Annotated in this window: 14 protein-coding genes; 6 read left to right on the top strand and 8 right to left on the bottom strand. The window is 40.3% G+C overall.

Annotated elements, in window-relative coordinates:
- Positions 1-20: 20 nt before the first annotated feature.
- The 6 genes from IGI79_RS01560 to IGI79_RS01535 all read left to right on the top strand — a co-directional run bounded on the left by IGI79_RS01560 (position 21) and on the right by IGI79_RS01535 (position 8862).
- Entirely contained in the window at positions 21-4901 is a 4881-nt protein-coding gene (locus IGI79_RS01560) for a SpaA isopeptide-forming pilin-related protein (protein WP_195273697.1), read from the top strand.
- Complete coding sequence (locus IGI79_RS01555) at positions 4882-5595, top strand: pilin N-terminal domain-containing protein (RefSeq protein ID WP_104776451.1); 714 nt, start codon at positions 4882-4884, stop codon at positions 5593-5595. The genes IGI79_RS01560 and IGI79_RS01555 overlap by 20 nt, the downstream gene beginning before the upstream one ends.
- A gap of 202 nt (positions 5596-5797) precedes the next feature.
- Positions 5798-7543 carry a sortase family protein gene (locus IGI79_RS01550; protein ID WP_195273699.1) on the top strand — a complete coding sequence of 582 codons (1746 nt, stop codon included), beginning with the start codon at positions 5798-5800 and terminating at the stop codon, positions 7541-7543.
- Between the two features lie 61 nt (positions 7544-7604).
- Complete coding sequence (locus IGI79_RS01545; protein ID WP_065096894.1) at positions 7605-7928, top strand: hypothetical protein; 324 nt, start codon at positions 7605-7607, stop codon at positions 7926-7928.
- A 39-nt stretch (positions 7929-7967) separates the two neighbouring features.
- Positions 7968-8468: a signal peptidase I gene (gene lepB / locus IGI79_RS01540; RefSeq protein ID WP_104776448.1), complete on the top strand. Its 501-nt coding sequence runs from the start codon at positions 7968-7970 to the stop codon at positions 8466-8468.
- Positions 8469-8487: 19 nt separating this feature from the next.
- A complete protein-coding gene (locus IGI79_RS01535) occupies positions 8488-8862 on the top strand; it encodes a hypothetical protein (RefSeq protein ID WP_195273701.1) in 375 nt (124 codons plus the stop codon).
- Positions 8863-9135: 273 nt separating this feature from the next.
- Here IGI79_RS01535 and IGI79_RS01530 read toward each other — a convergent pair whose 3' ends face one another.
- From IGI79_RS01530 to IGI79_RS01495, 8 genes are all read right to left on the bottom strand, one after another.
- Positions 9136-10131 carry an aldo/keto reductase gene (locus IGI79_RS01530; protein WP_195273703.1) on the bottom strand — a complete coding sequence of 332 codons (996 nt, stop codon included), beginning with the start codon at positions 10129-10131 and terminating at the stop codon, positions 9136-9138.
- Between the two features lie 219 nt (positions 10132-10350).
- Entirely contained in the window at positions 10351-11169 is an 819-nt protein-coding gene (msrA, locus tag IGI79_RS01525; protein WP_195273705.1) for a peptide-methionine (S)-S-oxide reductase MsrA, read from the bottom strand.
- 98 nt (positions 11170-11267) lie between these two features.
- Positions 11268-12005 carry a tRNA pseudouridine(38-40) synthase TruA gene (truA, locus tag IGI79_RS01520; protein WP_019722897.1) on the bottom strand — a complete coding sequence of 246 codons (738 nt, stop codon included), beginning with the start codon at positions 12003-12005 and terminating at the stop codon, positions 11268-11270.
- Between the two features lie 137 nt (positions 12006-12142).
- A complete protein-coding gene (locus IGI79_RS01515) occupies positions 12143-13195 on the bottom strand; it encodes a PTS sugar transporter subunit IIC (RefSeq protein ID WP_195273708.1) in 1053 nt (350 codons plus the stop codon).
- Between the two features lie 13 nt (positions 13196-13208).
- Positions 13209-14147: a 2-dehydropantoate 2-reductase gene (locus tag IGI79_RS01510; protein WP_019722895.1), complete on the bottom strand. Its 939-nt coding sequence runs from the start codon at positions 14145-14147 to the stop codon at positions 13209-13211.
- Positions 14148-14655: 508 nt separating this feature from the next.
- Positions 14656-15495, bottom strand: coding sequence for a PRD domain-containing protein (locus IGI79_RS01505; RefSeq protein ID WP_104776443.1), 840 nt, complete (start codon positions 15493-15495; stop codon positions 14656-14658).
- A 50-nt stretch (positions 15496-15545) separates the two neighbouring features.
- Complete coding sequence (locus IGI79_RS01500; protein WP_195273710.1) at positions 15546-17012, bottom strand: glycoside hydrolase family 1 protein; 1467 nt, start codon at positions 17010-17012, stop codon at positions 15546-15548.
- 25 nt (positions 17013-17037) lie between these two features.
- Complete coding sequence (locus IGI79_RS01495) at positions 17038-18879, bottom strand: beta-glucoside-specific PTS transporter subunit IIABC (protein WP_195273711.1); 1842 nt, start codon at positions 18877-18879, stop codon at positions 17038-17040.
- Positions 18880-19024: the final 145 nt, after the last annotated feature.

The raw sequence follows: 19024 nt of genomic DNA, 5'->3' as shown, positions 1-19024 counted from the left end.
CAGAGTGAAAGGAGACTGCAATGAATACTAGATTTTCTAGACTCAAAGTAAAACCTCCTATTCTAATAGTGATTGGTTTAGCGATTATCCTTGGTATAATCGCTAAAGTCGTTATTGTAGGTGGTCCTCTTCGAGCCAAAGAAGAAGCAAATTTAGTCGAAGTCATTAATAGCGATCAGACATATTTGACCAAAGATACACAAATTTCTGACGACCCGGCAATGGTCACGATCAGAAGTAGCGAAAATCGTTTACTCGTTCTTCCATCTAGTACGGATTATACAATCACTACCTTAAATGAGGAACAGGAGCAAACCATCCCGATCTATACCACCGAAGATTTTGTTCAAGAAGAGGAGCTGGCTCGTCTAGGCATTGGTCTAGAAACGACAGAAACAACTACCACCTCAACTACCGAGACCATGGCCGATTCCCTTGTTACTATGGTTGAACCGGCAGAAGTAAGTGATGTGATTGGTGTGACATCCGACGAGACCTCGGAACAAGCGACTATTTACTTACGTTTAGTCAAAGATCAGCCAGTCACTCTCGTTTTTCGAGAACCAATGAAAGATATGAGTATCGTATTAACGGATGTCTATTCTCAACAATATCAAACGCTATTTCAATGGTTAAGTTCATCTGATGTAACAGTAGAAGAAACTGCTGAATCCATCACTGATGAAACGACACTTTCTTCTGAAGAAGCAAACTACGAGGAGCAAACAGAACAAACTGAAAGACAAGAGGAAGCCAGCGACACCACACTTCCTCCATTTGAGGAAGCCATCGCTGAAGACAATGTCTTAGTGGTTGAAACGAAAGAAACCGATTTAACAATGGAAGAACTTCTCGAAGAAGAGTTTCCTGCGGAAGATTCCATCATTACCCCTAAATTATTGACCGAAGAACTCCACACAATGGAAGAACTAGCAAGTAGTCCCATCACAATTAAAGATGCAAAGTTAACGATGGCAACTGGAACAGATAGTTTTGATTCCCATGATGCACCTGGATATGATAGTTCTCCGGATAATAATATCGTTCGTTCCAACGATCAAATTTTATACCGGCTTGGTTTTTCTATCCAAACATTGGCGACTGATCATTATACGAATATCCGCTATCGTGTCGTTAGCACATTGCCTAACGCGACTACCTTGATCAATGATGCGCCGTTTATTAATGGAGAAATTGCCAATGGGACTTATGCAGACAGCGGCGTTGGTGATGGTTCGAAACTCTCTGAAGGAATCATGGAATCAACGATTGGCGCATCTGGACAAGTATTTGTTCCTATCGTTATCAATGTGTTTGGGGCAAAGCAAGGTACAGTCATACAACCAACTTTCAAATTACAGATTATTGATGCAGTGAATGTCGATACAGGCGAAACCGAAACCTTTAATCAAACGTATACAAAAGAACATCTTTCCGAATTGAATGTGCCTGAAACAACGGTTTCTTCCAAACCGTCAATCACTGCTCAACTTGTTCGTGGCGAACAAACAACCTATCAAATCTATGATCCTAATGCAACAAATACAGATTTGGTTTACAACATTGGTTTAGTCATCAATTTGGAGCGTTTACCAGAAAGAATTACCGGAGATCTACGTGGCTCCGCCTACCCAGAAGGCCCGATTTCCTTTGATCTTGTCCAAGAAGTCACTAGTGTTTCAGGCGACACGGTTACACCAGTTAGTAAGGATGAATATGATGCTGCACAAACACGTTTTTATTCGGTTACCCATACGGATCGGTCAGAAGCAAATTGGCAAGCAACTACCGCCGGAAGTCCATATACGGCGACCTTTGATCCAACACGCCTCATCTATCCAATCCAAATCCCCAATGGAGATACGGAAGCCCTTTACTTTTCTGAACCTTCTGGCGATCGAACGGCAATTGGGGTATACAATTCAGGAAATGTGTCAATCGAATTAGGATCTTACAAAGAAACTTGGGAAATCTCAAATTATACTGGCTCAAAAAATCCTTACACATATACTACATCAGGGACTACTTTTTCAAACGATACATTTATCAGTACAGAATTTATTTTCAATTGGGATGACGCGAAATTACATGCATTAGGAGAGGCGAATGCTTGGGAGTATTATACTTTACACTTAAGTATCCCTACTATTAGCTATGATGGACAAGTGTCAGAAAATAATACCACATTGAATTTCAGTAACTACGCTCCACCTTCAGGACCTATGACAGGTGGTCCGAATATCGTTGATTTGGGGGAACCTGACCCCGATACAGGGAGAAGAACGGTAGCAACAAATCAAGATATGGGTTATAGCATTTGGAGTTATAATATTGGACAACCAGTACTGATGAGAGGACAAGAAACCTACTTAGGAGGATGGTTCATTAGTGAATACCATCCTCCTAACTCCACTACCGAACAGATCTTCCAATGGAATACGAATGGTTTTGAATATGATGATACTAGGCAACCTTATACTCAACGATATGAACCAGATTACTCTAATCGTCATTATTTGTCTTATGGTGTTCGCAATAATGGAAATGCTATGCCGAACCTTACCCATTCAAATTTAGATGCTGTAGCTGCTCAATACACTTGGTACGAAACGTCACAGGAAGCACAGGCTGCTGGAACAATCAGTGCCGCACGCTTTAGCTACTATATAAATGAAGGATTATTTTCTACTTGGAATGGGATTCCAGTGAGAGTTATTGGTCAGCCAGGTCCTTTCGATGAAGAAAACAATCCCTATGTTCATTTATCTATATTTGGAATAAAAAATAGTGCAGGAACCGTGGTCAAACAAAGTGTACCAGACAATATTACATTTATACCAGCGACTTGGGAAGCGGATGGTAGCGATATTCTATCACCATATAATACCTCACTAAATGCTTATGCTCCTTTTGTAGGAACTAATGCATTTATATTGAACTTTGGTATTGATACAAATACAGAAGTAAGCAAGTCTCTGTATCAAACAGAAGAGAAGATCGATATTAAAGTCAGAGGATTACTTACTGGTGCCGAAGAAACTTCGTATGATAGCGCCTTGAATACCACCTTACCAAGAGGGATCCATTATCTGTTCGGCTCGTCTAAAGATGCCCACAACAATCCGTTACCTGATCCCGTGATCACCACAAACGAAGATGGCACAACAACGTTACGTTGGGTCTTTCCCAATTCTTCTCTGGCTACCGGTACCGAGGTTAATTTCCAAGCAATGAGTGATATCTCAGAATTGACATTTAACAATATGGGATTAACGTCCCCCCTTGTTATCCAAACAGTTGGAGAAATGTGGACATCTGATACACCAGATATTTTTGATATCCGTACTGAAGAAACTCGTTCTTCGCAAGATCAATTTATTACTGAATTATCCCAAAAACTAGTAATTACTAAAACAGTGGATAAGACAGTAATCGAAACAGGAAATCAAGAAATGAATCCTTTGACCGAAGCGGATGCTAATACTTCATTCACTTATTCGATCACTTCTGCTAACAGTGCCTTACAGCCAGCTCAAGATTTTCGTCTGATGGATATCTTACCGTATAACGGTGATTCTCGTGGCTCTTCTTTCCATGGCACGCTAAAAGTTCTTTCAGTAGATGTCGACACAGAAGGATATACGATGTATTACACCACCGAACCAATAGAAGATGAGACGAACCCAAATGAGATCGATCTTGCTACATGGACGGAATACACACCCGGTTCGACACCTGACGAAGAAATCAAATATGCCACAGGTTTTATGATCACCAAACCAACTGTTCCGATTGGTGAATCGGTCACTCTCTCCATCACCGTCCAACCAGTTGACCAATTACCGGGTGACCAATATCGAAATACCGCCCATATGAATGCACAAATCGACTTACCGGTCCATTCACAAGAAACGATTACCCGAGTATATGGCAGAGAGTTGAGCGGATTCGTATGGTTAGACGAAGATCGCGATGGTCTAGCCGATGATGGCGAGGAAAGGCTAGCAAATATCCCTGTCAAACTCTATCGAACAAGCCTGACTCACCCAAGCGAAGTAGCCGATCAGTTGGTCGAGCATAACTTGAAAGGAACATCATTTGTTGACAGCAACGGAAATTCCACACTAAAAACAGATGCAAATGGTCATTACAGTTTTAATTATCTACCAGAAGGAACCTATGTAGTAGAATTCCAAATCGGCGATCAAATCGAACGAAAAGAAGTTGCAGTAACGATACCAATGGTTGGTGAAGATCCTTCCATCAACTCAAAAGCAAATCAAACCACCTTCCGAACCAATGAGTATATCGCTGAACCTTTAGCCAATTTACCGGGAATGATCACGTCAGATGATTCTATCTATCATATTCCTTATTTGAATCTAGGGCTTGTCAGTACACTTGGAGAGATTTATTTGTATAAGTTAGAAGCAGGCACCGCTTTAGATGATGATCAGGATGATCAACCAGATATCAATGACGAAAATCAGTTGATTGGAGGAAATAAACTGGCTGGCACTGAGTTTGTCCTTCAAGACAAAGAAACAGGTGTGCTCATCGAAACGAAGACAACTGATGCGAATGGGCGTATTCATTTTGAAGAAGTTCCCTTCGGTACGTATGAATTGGTTGAAACAACAGCACCTGATGGTTATGAATTATTGAAACAAAAAATCGAGGTCACATTGGATGAAAACAACACGATCGTTCACCTCTTTGCCGAAGATGAACGGATCACTGAATTACCCTTTGCCGGGAACAGTTCGATCATGCAACGTGTCCTCATCGCAGCTGCTAGTTTATCCCTGATTGGTTTAATCGGATTAGGTACAAAATACCAATTGGAGGAAATGAAGCGAAAAAAAATAGGAGGAAATAACGATGAATCCAAGAAAAGATGATTACTCCATTTTATGTATTCGCCTCCTGTTGGTTCTACTATTCCTCTTTGGTGGTTCAAACGGAAGTGGGTCTACTTCTGTGGTCTATGCAGAAGAAGCCTTCCAAATAACCATTGTAAAATATAAGCTTTCAGAGCAGGATCTTGATAATCACCTACTTCCTTCTGAACCAACTGGCTCCTTAGAAACGGGGTTAACTAACGAACAGGGAAAGGCATTGACCCCCTTCCCTGGGATTCGTTATCAAATCAAGAAGGTCACACCGAGTAATGATGCCAGTGATCCTTTTACGGAAATCCCAAGTTTTGAACCGATCGAAATCGTCACGGGTTCAAACGGGCAAGCGACTATTCCATTGACTGAAGGACTCTATGAAGTCACCGAACTTGCAAACGATGCTTTGTCTTCCCCAGCTGAGCCAGTCGTTGTCCAATTACCAGCAATCACTGCCGATGGCACTCGTTTAGATCAGTTGTTTATTTATCCAAAATCAAGCGTGGTCGTCTCTCCTACAGAAGGAGCTACTCCTAGATCGACCACACCGAAACAAGGGCAAGCGACTACAAAAAGGATTCCACAAACAAGTGGGAATCTCGGTTCACTTTTTCCGGTTTATTTTACACTGGCATTGATCATCTTACTAGGGATCGTCACAATCGTGAATTTTAAACCAAAAGGGAAAAAAAAGCCTTAAACAGTCTAGAACCAATTGTTTCTAACCTAAGAAGTAAGAAGAAATTCACAAGAATCGAGTGTTGATTTTTGTGGATTTCCGCTTATTTCAGAATTTTTTACAACTCTCGTTTTTACATTTCCGAAAGCAGAAAAGATCAATGACTTTGCTTTTTTCGCAAATCTAAAAACAAAATAAAGAAATGAAAATGAGGTGAACAACCTTGATCGAAAAAGAAAAGAAATCTGTTCTTTTGTTCTTTGCTATTCTATTGATCATTTTAGGAACGCTCACTTTGATCTATCCGATTTTTGCTAACTATCTCGCAAATCGTGAACGTAGTACTGCTTCCATCAATTATCATCAAGCATTAGAACAGCTAACGAAAGATGAATTAGGGCATAAATTAGAGCAAGCAAAGCGTTACAATGAATTGATTTATAAAGAACAACAAGGAGACTTGGTTGACTTCGATGAAATTGAGTACCAAACATTGACCAATACCGCTGGGGTAATGGGTACACTAGACATTCCCGCTTTGGCAATCGAAACCATGCCTTTTTATCACGGCACTGATTTTTTGACACTTAATCGTGGCTTAGGACATTATGAAGCGAGTTCGATTCCAGTAGGTGGCGAAAACACACGGTCGATCATCACTGGTCATAGCGGTATCCAGAACCAAGTTTTATTTACTGATATCATCCATCTTCAAATTGGCGATCTATTCTTTCTCACGATTCTAGGCGAGCGCCTCGCTTATCAAATCGAATCCTTTGAAGAAGTCTTGCCGACTGAAGTCAATAAAGCCAAAATCATCCCTGGAAAGGATATGGTCACCTTACTGACTTGTACGCCACCAGGAATCAATACGTATCGATTATTAGTAAATGGTGTCCGGATCCCTTATAACGAAGCCGTTAATCGACAAGTTGAAAAACGAAATTTTTGGAGTTACCAAACCATTGTATTAGGCTCTTTCAGTGTTTGTTTCACTCTCGCTCTCCTACTTATTGTTCGTTTTCGTTATCTAGTCAAACGCTTCCGCTCGGAAGACCCCTTTGTCAAAGAAAAAGCCAGAAAAAAATTGCTTCGCCTTTATTTTTTGACCAAAGGACTCTTTATTACTTTAGTTTTTTCAATGGTTGCTTTACTAAGTGTCGGAATCTATGGCTATACACAAATTCAGAAACAACAAGAAATGGCGATCATTGATATAGGACAAAATACTGAACTTTCAACATTCAACTTGCCAAAAATATCGAAAGCTAATTACTCTGAAATCGACATTGCGAGTGTCAATCTCAGTAACTTTTCCAAAGCGAAGATCAATTACCAACAAAGCATCAATGACTGGAGCATCGGAAAAATAATGATCCCAGAAGTGGCGATTGACTTACCGATACTTGCCGGCATGAATAATGACAACTTGATGAATGGCGTAGCCACTTACACGCAAAGTCAACAACTCGGTAAAGGAAATTATGTTCTCTTATCACATAATGTATTTGAACAAAATGTCTTGCTTCATCAAATCGCTCAACTTCGTCTCAATGCAAAGATCTATGCGACGGATTTCAACGAGCTATTTGTCTATGAAGTGAGTTACAACGATGTCGTCGTTGATACAGAGATCGAGTTACTCGAAATCAAAAAAGAAGCTCCACAAACTATGATCACTTTAGTGCGTTGTGAAGGTGACATCGGCACACGTTTTCGCCGAGTCGTTCAAGGAAATTTAAGTAGTGTGAAAAGTCTAAGCACATTATCTGCTACTGAATTAGCACAATTAGGCTTAGAAAAAAAACGTACAGACATAGATGGCACGATTCTCGCGGACTCTCCCGTCCATCCCATTAATTCTTGGTCAATGTCCGTGGCATCTAAGATCGTCGCCGAACCATTACAGACCTTGATCCCGATCGTTTTTTTCTTATTGGTTCCGATACTGTTGTTCCATATTGTATAAATGCTTTGCTCCACTGGATAAACCATCTTCAAAAGAACCACTTATAAAGGAGGCATGACTGATGCTTGTCAACAGTATCTTATCCCTTGTTGTGTTGGCTATTTTATTTTTCTTGGGAATCCAAATGATAAAACAAGTGAGATTGATTTTGCTAAAAAAGAAAGCCGGCGATCAACCGCTTCTATATAAAAAAATCAGTATTTATGAACTGAAATTATTGAAAAAACAATTTTTTTATCTTTTGATCATCAACAGTTTGCTAACTATTGCATTGGCCTTTTGCGTCTACATGCTATTTGAACTAGAAAATGCACGAATAAATGACCATCAGACCCTTCTCGAGTTGGTTGAACAGGTCCAAGAACTAAAAAATCGTTTGGAATAACCAAAAGGACCAATCAAGTAAAAAAAGGGGGCTGTTTTCTTGTATATCTGGGCGAATGGTCAACTTAAAAAAAAGAAAAAGAAAGGGCCATATATCTTAATATGTCTGCTTTTGTGTATCGTTTTTACTTATTCACTTCATCGCTATCACTTTCATCAAGTTACTGGAACATCGATGGAGGATACTTTAGTCAACGGCAACATAGTGATCGTGGACAAGTTTTCGTCACTTACACGTTATAGCATCATCGCTATTCAGCGATCCTCTACGGATGAAATCGTTAAAAGAATCATCGGAATCCCAGGAGATTCCATAAAAGTACATGAGAATGAACTGACCTTGCATTTGGGAAACGAGCCACATTCTCCTACAGAGATTTTTCGACTGAGTCCAGAAGCAGTCGCGCAAATGAAACATTTGACCTATCTTCCTGAAAATACCTATTTTGTTTTAGGCGATAATCCGGATATTTCCGAAGATAGCCGGACATTCGGTCTTGTCAGTCATTCTCGAATACTAGGAAAAGTTATTTTTAAATAAAAGGAAGTGTTGAAAAGCTATGGGTAAAAAAAAGAAGGATGGCTGGTTTTTCTCAAAAAGTTTATTAGATGAAATCTATCAACTACCATTAGCGGAAGAGATTGATTTGGAAACTGAGGAAGAACTACATGAACCATTCACAAAAAAAATAAGTGAGCTAACACTAGAAACAGCGATAGTGTCAGAAAACAAACCAGGAACCGATAGCCACTCGTCCCCCGAATCTTTAATACAAACCGGAGAGGATGGACGTATGTTGTATGTTAAGGCTCCTTCTGTTGCGTCGGAAACGAACTTGGAACAAATAGAAAAGGAACAAAAAAAGCAAGACGATCAAACCTTCACTTTAGAAGAACAAGAAGGTAAGCTATTGTACCAAGTAAAAAAGAAGTGAAGAAAAACAAGCTGCACCGTCTGCCCCTACATCACCTCTCAAACACAAGATACGCTTGCAGAATCAAGAAGAGGTCGAAACAGAGGTGTTTAGCCTCGAGAAATAAGGCGCCATCCACGAAAATGGTTTTTCAATTTGTTGTGGATGGCGCCTTATTTTCGAAGAAGTTACTCCTGTTTCCACCGTTTATTCGGTTTTAGAATATGCATGAGGGCTAATACCCCAGACACGCTTGCTTTTGTTGTATCCACTTCCATGTGATTTTCTCACACGTTAATTTTCTGCCAAAATTGTTTCGATCGTTGCTAGTTCTTCTGGTGCAAAGACGAGATTATCTTTCATTTTGACACTTTCCTGCAACTGACTCAAACGGCTAGCACCGACTAAGACACTTGTCACTGATGGTTGTCGCACATTCCACGCCAATGCCATCTGAGCCAAGGTTTGTCCTCTCGCTTCCGCCACTTCCTGTAACTGTGTGATTTTACGTAGTGTCGGTGCAATCTGTTCTTCTGAAAGAAAAGGGATTTCTTTTCGATGCGCACGTGAATCTTCAGGAATACCATGTAAGTAGCGATTCGTTAACAAGCCTTGTGCCAATGGACTAAACGTGATTGCACCTAGTCCATTTTCAGCAAGGACAGGGGCTAAGTCCGTCTCAAGCAATTCTCTTGAAAACAGATTGTAACGCATTTGATGGATCACGAAGGGTGCATCTTTTTTGCGTAAAATTTCCGCCATTCGCTGTGTGTCCGCTCCATTGTAGTTAGAGATACCGATATAAAGGGCCTTTCCTTGTCGAACTAATTGCATCAGTGCTTCTGCGGTTTCTTCCAAAGGCGTTTCAGGATCTGGACGATGATGATAGAAAATATCCACATAGTCCAAACCCATACGTTGCAAACTCTGGTCACAACTGGCAATGATCGACTTACGAGAACCCCAATCGCCATAAGGGCCATCCCACATATAATAGCCTGCTTTACTAGAGATAATCAGTTCATCTCGATAGGATTTGAAATCCTCTTTAAAAAGTCGCCCAAAGTTTGTTTCAGCTGCTCCAGCAGGTCCACCATAATTATTGGCTAGATCAAAATGGGTGATGCCTAAATCAAAAGCCCCTCTTAAAATTTCCCGCTGATTGCTGATGGGGTCATATTCTCCAAAATTTTGCCATAACCCCAAGGACAGTAAGGGCAGCTTTAAGCCAGATCGACCGCTTTTACGATACTCCATGTTTTCATAACGCGTTTTATCAGCTACATACATTTCATTCACTCCTTATTTTATGATTATCACAGAAGTCTTCTACTCCGAAAAAATAAGGAGTTACTTCTGGAATGCCGTTTTTCAGTTTTCAAGGATAACAGATGACTACTAACCCAGCTTTTTGATCCCTCTCTATTTCAAGTACGCATGTATCCTCGTCTACTCTCAGGTGATACATCAGCTCTTCCGGAAAACGCTATCATAATTGTGTTAACTTATTTATTTCTTAGATTTTTTTCTCCAATTGTGCGTCATTCTTTGCAAAAATGCTAATTGATGGCGGGTCTGTTTTATTTTTTTATAACGCTTTGGTTGCTTCCGATAAAATTGCTGATGGTAATTTTCTGCCGGCCAAAAAGTTGTCGCTGGCAAAATAGCTGTAACTATCGGTTTTCTGTAGCGACCTGATGCGCTTAATGCTTGTTTCGACGCTTCAGCAGTTTTTTGTTGCTCTTCATTTTGAACAAAAATGATTGGACGATATTGTTCTCCGCGGTCTTGGAATTGTCCAAATTCATCCGTTGGGTCCGTTACTTGCCAGTAAATCTCGACTAGCTCTTGATAACTGATCACTCGCTTATCAAATATGATCTCCACTGCTTCCACATGACCGGTATAGCCGCCACTGACTTGGTCATAATTAGGGGAATCAAACTGCCCGCCTGTGTACCCAGACATCACAGAAACAATCCCTGCTTTTTGCTCAAAAGGCTCTACCATACACCAAAAACAACCACCAGCAAACACCGCCCGTTCTTGAACTTTCGGATCTGTCAGTTCGTGTTTAGAAAAATCATACCGCGCTTCCCCTAACGGATCACCGACCATACGCAAATAGAAATCCATGACATCTGGAGTTAGATTTTGTCGTAAAGCCAATGGTCGCAAAGAAACTTCCAACTTTTCAAGTACCTCTTTTAGAGAAACAGAAGTTGCTAACTCTTCTTTCGCTGCCATTAGTTGTTGTCGCTCCCAGTCTCGCGTGTTTGGGTTTAAAATCAAATTGTAGAGAGTGGTGATTTCTTCCTCTTTCTTCATCGGGTCTCCCCCTCCCAAAGTGTCCACTGTCGATCCAAGGAAACAGGAAAAAGCTGAGAGTGCTTTTCCCCTATTTTCTTTGAATCATTTAACATCTCTTAATAATACACTTCATCTAGAAAAAGCGCATGTGCGGGAACTGTCTCGCCTGCTTGCTGTCTGACTTTTGTTTCAAAAATCGTATCGATCAAAGATAAATCAGCTTTACCTGAACCAATATCTAAAATCGTTCCCATTAAGATCCGTACCATTTTATACAAAAAACCATCCCCTACAAATGTAAAATGAAGCATATTGCCTTCTTGTTGGATCGATAATTCTTCAATTGTACGTACTGTTGATTTTTTTGTTTTTTTCAATGCTGAAAATCCAATAAAATCATGTTTTCCTTCTAGTTTCCGACAAGCTTCTTCCATTTTCGCCAAATCAAGTGCCTTCGGATAATCAAAACTATGGTTTCTTTCAAACACTGTTGGAATTGGAGCATTCCAAACGTAGTAACTATATTTTTTCCCTTTTGCATTATATCTAGCATGAAAACGTTCAGGTACTTCTTCCACTTTTTTTACCACAATATCTCTTGGCAAATAACGATTAAGAAAATCCAGCATCTCCATTCGACTCATTGTACTAGCTGTTTTGAAATTAGCTACTTGACCTCTGGCGTGTGTGCCAGCGTCTGTTCGACCAGAACCGATAATCTCAATCGTTTCACCGGTCATTTGCGAAATGATCGCTTCGATCTTTCCTTGGATCGTTTTTTCATCATTACCAAGTCGTTGCCAACCAGAATATCTTTTTCCATCATATTCGATCGTTAATTTTATATTTCTCATGTATTCTCCCTCTATTGGATCAAATGATCCATTGTTTTCATTTAGTGTCAGTATAGCAGATAACACCATCTTCTTCTCAAAAAAAAACGCAATCCAGAGATTTCTCTGTTTTGCGTTCTTTTCTTTTATAATTTTGATCAACCTAAGAATTTGAAGACTTCTTCCCGGTCGTAAAGTTTCAAGACTTTTTCAAATACCAATTGCGTAAATAAAGCAGCCGCTACTGGTACGACGAACCAACAAATCAACACCATCACGATATTTAGTCCAGCATCTAATGAAGCAAGAGGGCCAACTAAACCTACGATCCCAAAGCCCGCAGAAGCTGGTGTTCCTGATACAGAGAAAAGTGCGACAGGTATCGCTGTGATAACCGCACTTACTAAACATGGAAGCAAGATGATCGGTTTACGGAATAAGTTCGGCATCATCATCTTCATCGCACCTAACGCAATCGCGATCGTGACACCTGATTTATTGACACGCCAAGAATTGACGATCAACACAAAGGTTGTGGCTGCAACACCCATAGCAGCAGCTCCTGCAGAAACTCCATCCAATTGGATCGCTAAACCAATCGCAACTGTTGAAATCGGTGAAATGATCAAAAAGGCAAATGAACAACCGATCAAAATAGACATCAAAAGAGGTTGCAATGTCGTAAAGTTATTGATACCTTCACCGATTGCAGTGGTGATCGCTGTCACATAAGGGAATAAATAAAACCCAATAAGACCTGCTCCCACACCGACAACGATTGGTGTCAATACGATTGCGACCGAGCCAAAAGCGTTACCGATCAATAGGATCAGACCAACAGCAATTGCTGCGGTGATCATGGTATTGATAATATCTCCTGTACCCGATCCTACATATACCCCTGCTTCACCAAGATCTGGCATAAAGCGGACAACACCAGAGCCGATAAATGAAGCACCAGCTACTACCATCATTTGCATCGGATTAAACCCAAATTGTAACCCGATCAAACCACCAATGATCAACGGTGTCGCTAATTGGAAGATCACAGCTAGTTGTGCAATCGTCACAGCAACAGGATATTCACTGAAATACTTTAAAATAGCTCCTAAAACAGCATTTGGAATCAGTCCTACGATGATCCCTGTTGCCGTTCCAGCTAATACTTTGTTCAAAAAAATTCTTGGCGTTAATTTATTCGTCGTATCCATTTATTTGTTCCTCCTATTTCGCCTGTAAAATCTGTTCTTTTGCATGCACGAGCGCTGTCAAAAAGTCACAGTAAGGCGTAGCGATCCCGTATTTCTTTCCTTTACGTGAAATCGCACCGTTGATATAGTCGATTTCTGTCAAACGGTTGTTTTTGATCAAATCTTGATGCATTGATGGGAAATGCATACCGATCGTTTCAGGATCAAAGCAAGTTTCACAGTGTGCGACTGCTTCTTCCACATCTAAATCAATATTTTCTGCTTTTGCTACTTGACCAAATTCATTTACGATAGCAACAACCATATCATGAGCAGTAGAAGTACGACCAAGTCCTGCCATATTCACGTCTAAAATCGTACATAAGCCGTTCATCGTGCCATTGACACAAGCTTTACGATAGATCGAGTAATGGATATTACTTGAATACTTCGCATTCAATCCAGATTCAGCTAATGTTTCCGCCAATTCTTTTGCAGCTTCTTCTTGTCCGTCTCCTAAGTTTTGTAGTTCTACTGAACCACTACCGAATAATTTCACACGTCCAGGCCCTTCTAAGCCTGCTGTCCACATCGTATTACCAATAAAAATATTTTTCATTGGTACAAATTTTTCAATAATATCTTCATGGCCGATTCCATTCAATAAACAAAGGACTTTTGTCTCATCTTTGATCATTGGACGAATATCTTCCAACATTTTTTCTAGTTGCATTGCTTTCGTGAATAAGACGATCAAATCAACTTTTTCTACGTCATTGATTTCTGATTGAAGAACGACTGGGATATCGACAACGATGTCCTCACCGTTAAAGTTAGCTTTCAATCCGTTTTCTTTGATCGCTTCTACATGGTCTTTCCAACCATCGATCAATGTCACGTCATTTCCACCTTTTTGCAACATGAGTCCAAACCGACTCCCCATTGCACCTGCACCAGCAATTGCTATCTTCATTTCTTTGTTCTCCCCCTTTAATTTGGTTATACGACGAATAAGCAAATAATTTCTCTCACGATCATTCAATCATTCACAATGTCCGCTAGTTATGACTGATCATTCGCTTGAAAAACTATTTTACTTGACTCATTTTCCCATTTCCTTTGATTTATTTCAAATAGCCTGATTGATTGCTCACAAACGTAAGCGTTATCTATCCATTTTAAGCCCTAGTAGATGGGTTGTCGTACGACACTAAGGAGTATTATACACTAAAAACTGCCCGTTTTTTTAATATAACCGCGATTATTTTTCTTAAATTTAAAATCATAAGCGTTATATAACTACTCACATAAACTTGTGAACTAACACACGATCGTATTCTAAAAATAGTATATCTTGTATTTTGCGGACATACATTTCGCTAAAAAAATACCTATTCCTCTTATTCGACACAAAAAAGCAGCTGCCAGAAACGTTCTTTGGCTTGCTGCTTGTCATTAAATCATCTTATCTATTTTTATCTTCAATCAGGATGCCGCATCAATCGATTGATATGCACACCTAGATAGGTGACTTCCTCATTCGTGATTTCCTGTTGGATCATTTTCTGGATATACTGCCTTACTTTGTCTGCATTTTCCATCGCCAATGGATACAAGATACACATTTGTTGATATAGCCCATCATCTTGACCATCCAACATCTTATTCGCAAACAACCGTTCAACGAAAAAACGAACATGAGTAATAAAGCGACTATAATGGATCGAGTCTGGAGCAATGTCGATTCGAATCGAATATTTTACTAAGTTGACAATCCCACCAATCAGCTTTGCTTGCTTCATACTATCGGTTCCCTGACTTTCTTGAGACAATGAATTAATGACATGAAAGGCGATATTTGCCGCTTCTTCAATGGGTAACTCGACATCGGATTTTTCATTGAAGATCATCAAGGCTTCCTCCGCTGCTTGATATTCCTCCGGATAGTAATTCTTGATCTCCCAGTATAAACGATTGGTGATGATGATTCCTTTGGTCATACGTTCAACTGAAAAATGTAAATGATCAGGTAATGTTAAATAAATACTAGAGTTTAACCGTTTCCCTAGTCGTTTCTCCATACTGGAGACCATTGCTTTCGTTAATTCAAAATAGGTCAAAGGAACCTCTTTGATCAAATCCAATAATTGCATGGCTTTGCCTTCATCATAGGGCAGATAGATTTCATCAATCGAATCATCCGAGATGATCTCACCGGGCTTTTTGCCAAAACCGATCCCTTTTCCTAAAGCAATCATTTTTTGCTGATTGCTGTCGATCAATACCACACTGGAGTTAAGCACCTTTAGTATTTTCCTCACGATATCCTCCTTCGCTCAAGGTTACTCCTTGAGCGCATCGAACAGTTCCTTCACTGGATGGATCGACCGTTCGTTCTAATAACTTCTTTATACCAGTAAAATGAATCTTTACGCAAGCGATCATAACTTCCATTTCCTTCATCATCCGCATCTACATAAATGAATCCGTAACGTTTTGACATTTGAGAAGTTCCGGCACTGACTAAATCAATAGGTCCCCAACTTGTATACCCAATCAAATCAACCCCTTCATCGATGGCTGCTTTCATCGCTTTGAAATGTGCAGTAAAATAGGCGATTCGATAGGGATCATGGATTTCATCGTCAATCACTTCATCAAAAGCTCCCATGCCATTTTCAACGATCATCAAGGGTACTTGATACCGGTCATATAATTCTAGTAAAGAAATTTTCAAGCCTAAAGGATCAATTTGCCAGCCCCAATCTGTCGCTTCTAAATAAGGATTTTTAACACCCAAAACGGTATTCCCCGGTGTCCGCTCTGCCTTTGGATCTGCGGATTCACACATAGACATATAATAACTAAACGATAGGAAGTCTGCCGTATGTTCTTTCAATAATTCTTTATCACCAGGTAACATGTCGATCGTGATATGACGGTTGGCTAAGTCTTTCAACACGAGTGGCGGATACGTACCTTTGACTTGAACATCCGCATAAAAATGATTGTTCATATTCTTTTTCAATGTTCGTTCCACATCTTCTGGTCGACTCGTCAACGGATAGGTCATCAATTTGGTCAACATACAACCAACTTGGCTACCAGGGATTTTTTCATGGCAATGTTTCGTTGCTAAAGCCCCTGCCACAAATTGATGATGTAACGCTTGATAGATAGCCGCTTCGATTTTGTCTGGTTCGATCGTATCAGTCAAAATTCCGGCAGTCGTAAATGGGTGTCTAAAAATACTATCCACTTCATTGAACGTCAACCAGTAATGAACGTACTCCCCAAATTCATCAAAACAAGTATCTGCGAATCGAACAAAGTCATCCACCACACTTCGTTGAATCCAACCGTTGCCTTTCATCGCTAATGCTAATGGCATCTCATAATGAGACAAGGTCACAATCGGTTCGATTCCTAAGCGCTTCATTTCTTTAAAAACTTCTTTGTAAAATGAGACACCTTCAGGATTCGCTGTCTTTTCATCCCCATTTGGAAAGAGTCGGGACCAAGCAATCGACAAACGTAATGTAGTAAACCCCATTTCCGCAAATAAAGCTAAATCCTCTTTGTAACGATGATAGAAATCGACCCCTCGTCGTTTAGGGAACCACTTGTCTGTAGGGTCGGCTATTGCTTCTTCTACTTTTTCGATTGTCACCCCTACATGGGCTGCGTAATCTTTGTTGTCTACATTAGGTTTATAAGTTGCAACATCTGCCACAGATAGGCCTTTTCCACCAATATCCCATGCCCCTTCTACTTGATTTGCTGCAATTGCACCTCCCCATAGAAATCCTTCGGGAAAACCTGTTTGTGTCGTATCCATTTTTCTATTCCTCACTTTCATTTCTTCATTTTACTAAAGCAGAAATCATCAATAACTCAGTTTCGGGTGTCACTGATTGATTTTCTACTTGATGATCGATGTGATACTCCTTCTGATTGGTCACGACCACCACAACGACTGGATCAAATCCTGCTTGTTTGATTTTTTCAATATCAAACGCAAGCAAACGCTCGCCTGGTTGTACCATCTGACCTTCTTTAACAAAAGCCTGGAAGCCTTCACCTTGTAACTTGACTGTATCGATTCCTACATGAATCAGTAATTCTACTCCGCTCACCGTTCGTAAACCGATGGCATGACCTGTCTCAAATAGCATGGTCACTTGTGCTTCTTCAGGAGAAAAAACAATACCTTCTTCTGGAATGACTCCGACACCTTCGCCAACCATCCCACTAGAAAAGACATCATCTGGGACTGTTTCAAGAGGAATCACTTGACCTTTGACTGGGCTCACGATACCCCAAGTTCCTACCCTACGACTCTCGTTTTCTTCTTGTGAAGTTGCTTCTTCTTGATCTTTAAAAAATACCAAGCCACCTACAAACGACACGACAAAAGAAAGAGCTGTACAGACGAATGCCCAGACAAGGTTCATCGGTTGTTCTACACTGGCAAACATAGTGATACTCGCAATCCCTGGCCCAACCAATGCGAAGGCTTCTAAAGCCATGATCCCGGCAAATATCCCGCCGATGAAACTAGAAACCATCACGATACTCAATACTCGTTTGTGTAAGATCGTGACCCCATATAATGCGGGTTCAGTGATACCAAATAAAGCTGAGATTCCTGCAGAAATCGCTGTTTGTCGCAATTTCATATTTTTTGTTTTTAGACTGACGGCAAAACATGCACCAGATTCAGCGATATTATGTGCCAAAGAAGCCGGTAAATAGAGCATCTCTTTTCCTAACTCTCCCATTGAAGAAACAGCATAAGGAATCATCGCTTTGTGCATACCAGTAACGACCATCAATGGTAAAACTGCAGCAAGTAAGCCTGTCGCTAACCAGCCTAATCGTTGATATAACTCGACGATCAAATATGAGAATGCGCCACCAACGTTATAGCCTAACGGTCCTAAAATCAGCAGTGCAACTGGGACAGTCACTAATAAAGCAACCATCGGAACAAAGAAAATACGAATCGGCTTCGGAGAAATTTTCGTGACATATTTTTCGACGATACTGTAAAACAATACCGTTAAGATTGCTGGGAAGACTTGAGAAGCATACGCAATATTTTCAATTGAGAACCCTAGAAAGGAGGTTCCGTCTGCTAGAAGGGTTGCCATCTCTGGTAAAAGCAAAGCACTCACTGCTGAAACAGCTACGATTTCATTGACTTTTAGCTTTCTTGCCGTCGTCATCGCAACTAAAATCGGTAAGAAGTAAAGCGGCGCTCCTCCGATCAAATTCAATAGCAGGTAAGTAGATGAGTTTGCATCCATCACACCCAATAAAGATAAGAGCAGTAAAAGTGATTTTAAGACACCGCCACCTGCAATCGCAGGGACCAACGGTTGAAAGACTGAAATGATAAAATCAAGTAAAATTGTTCCAATAGGTTTCTTTTCTTTGTTTATGTTCTGATCTGCCGAAATTTCTCCGATCAGTTTGGCTAATTCGTCATAAACTTCCACTACTTCATTCCCAATGATTACTTGGAATTGAGCATTGCTCCGAACACCAATGACCCCATCTAAGCGTTCTAACTCTTCACGATTTGTTTGTTTGACATCTTTCAACGTAAAACGAAGTCTAGTTGAACAATGTTCCAAATGAATGATATTTTCTTTTCCGCCAACGAATTGTAAAATATGCTTTGCTAAAGTTTGATAATCCATTTTTTCCACTCCTTCTTTCGTTTTTCTTTTTCGCTGCGCAGACAAAAAAGAAAAAAGCAGGCAAGACCATAAGAAATAACAACAAAGGATTCTTTGTGTGTCTTTCTTTAGGTCCTGCCTGCTTTACCAGTCACATGCCTGTTTT

The sequence above is a fragment of the Enterococcus sp. AZ084 genome, from assembly GCF_051714905.1.
Taxonomy (GTDB): Bacteria; Bacillota; Bacilli; order Lactobacillales; family Enterococcaceae; genus Enterococcus_B; species Enterococcus_B pernyi.
This window is presented reverse-complemented; position numbering and strand designations above follow the sequence as displayed.

Bases quoted from the DNA above. Each gene is read 5' to 3' on its own strand.
- IGI79_RS01560 (WP_195273697.1), top strand. From the start codon at position 21: ATGAATACTAGATTTTCTAGACTCAAAGTAAAACCTCCTATTCTAATA.
- IGI79_RS01555 (WP_104776451.1), top strand. From the start codon at position 4,882: ATGAATCCAAGAAAAGATGATTACTCCATTTTATGTATTCGCCTCCTG.
- IGI79_RS01545 (WP_065096894.1), top strand. From the start codon at position 7,605: ATGCTTGTCAACAGTATCTTATCCCTTGTTGTGTTGGCTATTTTATTT.
- IGI79_RS01535 (WP_195273701.1), top strand. From the start codon at position 8,488: ATGGGTAAAAAAAAGAAGGATGGCTGGTTTTTCTCAAAAAGTTTATTA.
- IGI79_RS01530 (WP_195273703.1), bottom strand. From the start codon at position 10,131: ATGTATGTAGCTGATAAAACGCGTTATGAAAACATGGAGTATCGTAAA.
- msrA (WP_195273705.1), bottom strand. From the start codon at position 11,169: ATGAAGAAAGAGGAAGAAATCACCACTCTCTACAATTTGATTTTAAAC.
- truA (WP_019722897.1), bottom strand. From the start codon at position 12,005: ATGAGAAATATAAAATTAACGATCGAATATGATGGAAAAAGATATTCT.
- IGI79_RS01515 (WP_195273708.1), bottom strand. From the start codon at position 13,195: ATGGATACGACGAATAAATTAACGCCAAGAATTTTTTTGAACAAAGTA.
- IGI79_RS01510 (WP_019722895.1), bottom strand. From the start codon at position 14,147: ATGAAGATAGCAATTGCTGGTGCAGGTGCAATGGGGAGTCGGTTTGGA.
- IGI79_RS01500 (WP_195273710.1), bottom strand. From the start codon at position 17,012: ATGGATACGACACAAACAGGTTTTCCCGAAGGATTTCTATGGGGAGGT.
- IGI79_RS01495 (WP_195273711.1), bottom strand. From the start codon at position 18,879: ATGGATTATCAAACTTTAGCAAAGCATATTTTACAATTCGTTGGCGGA.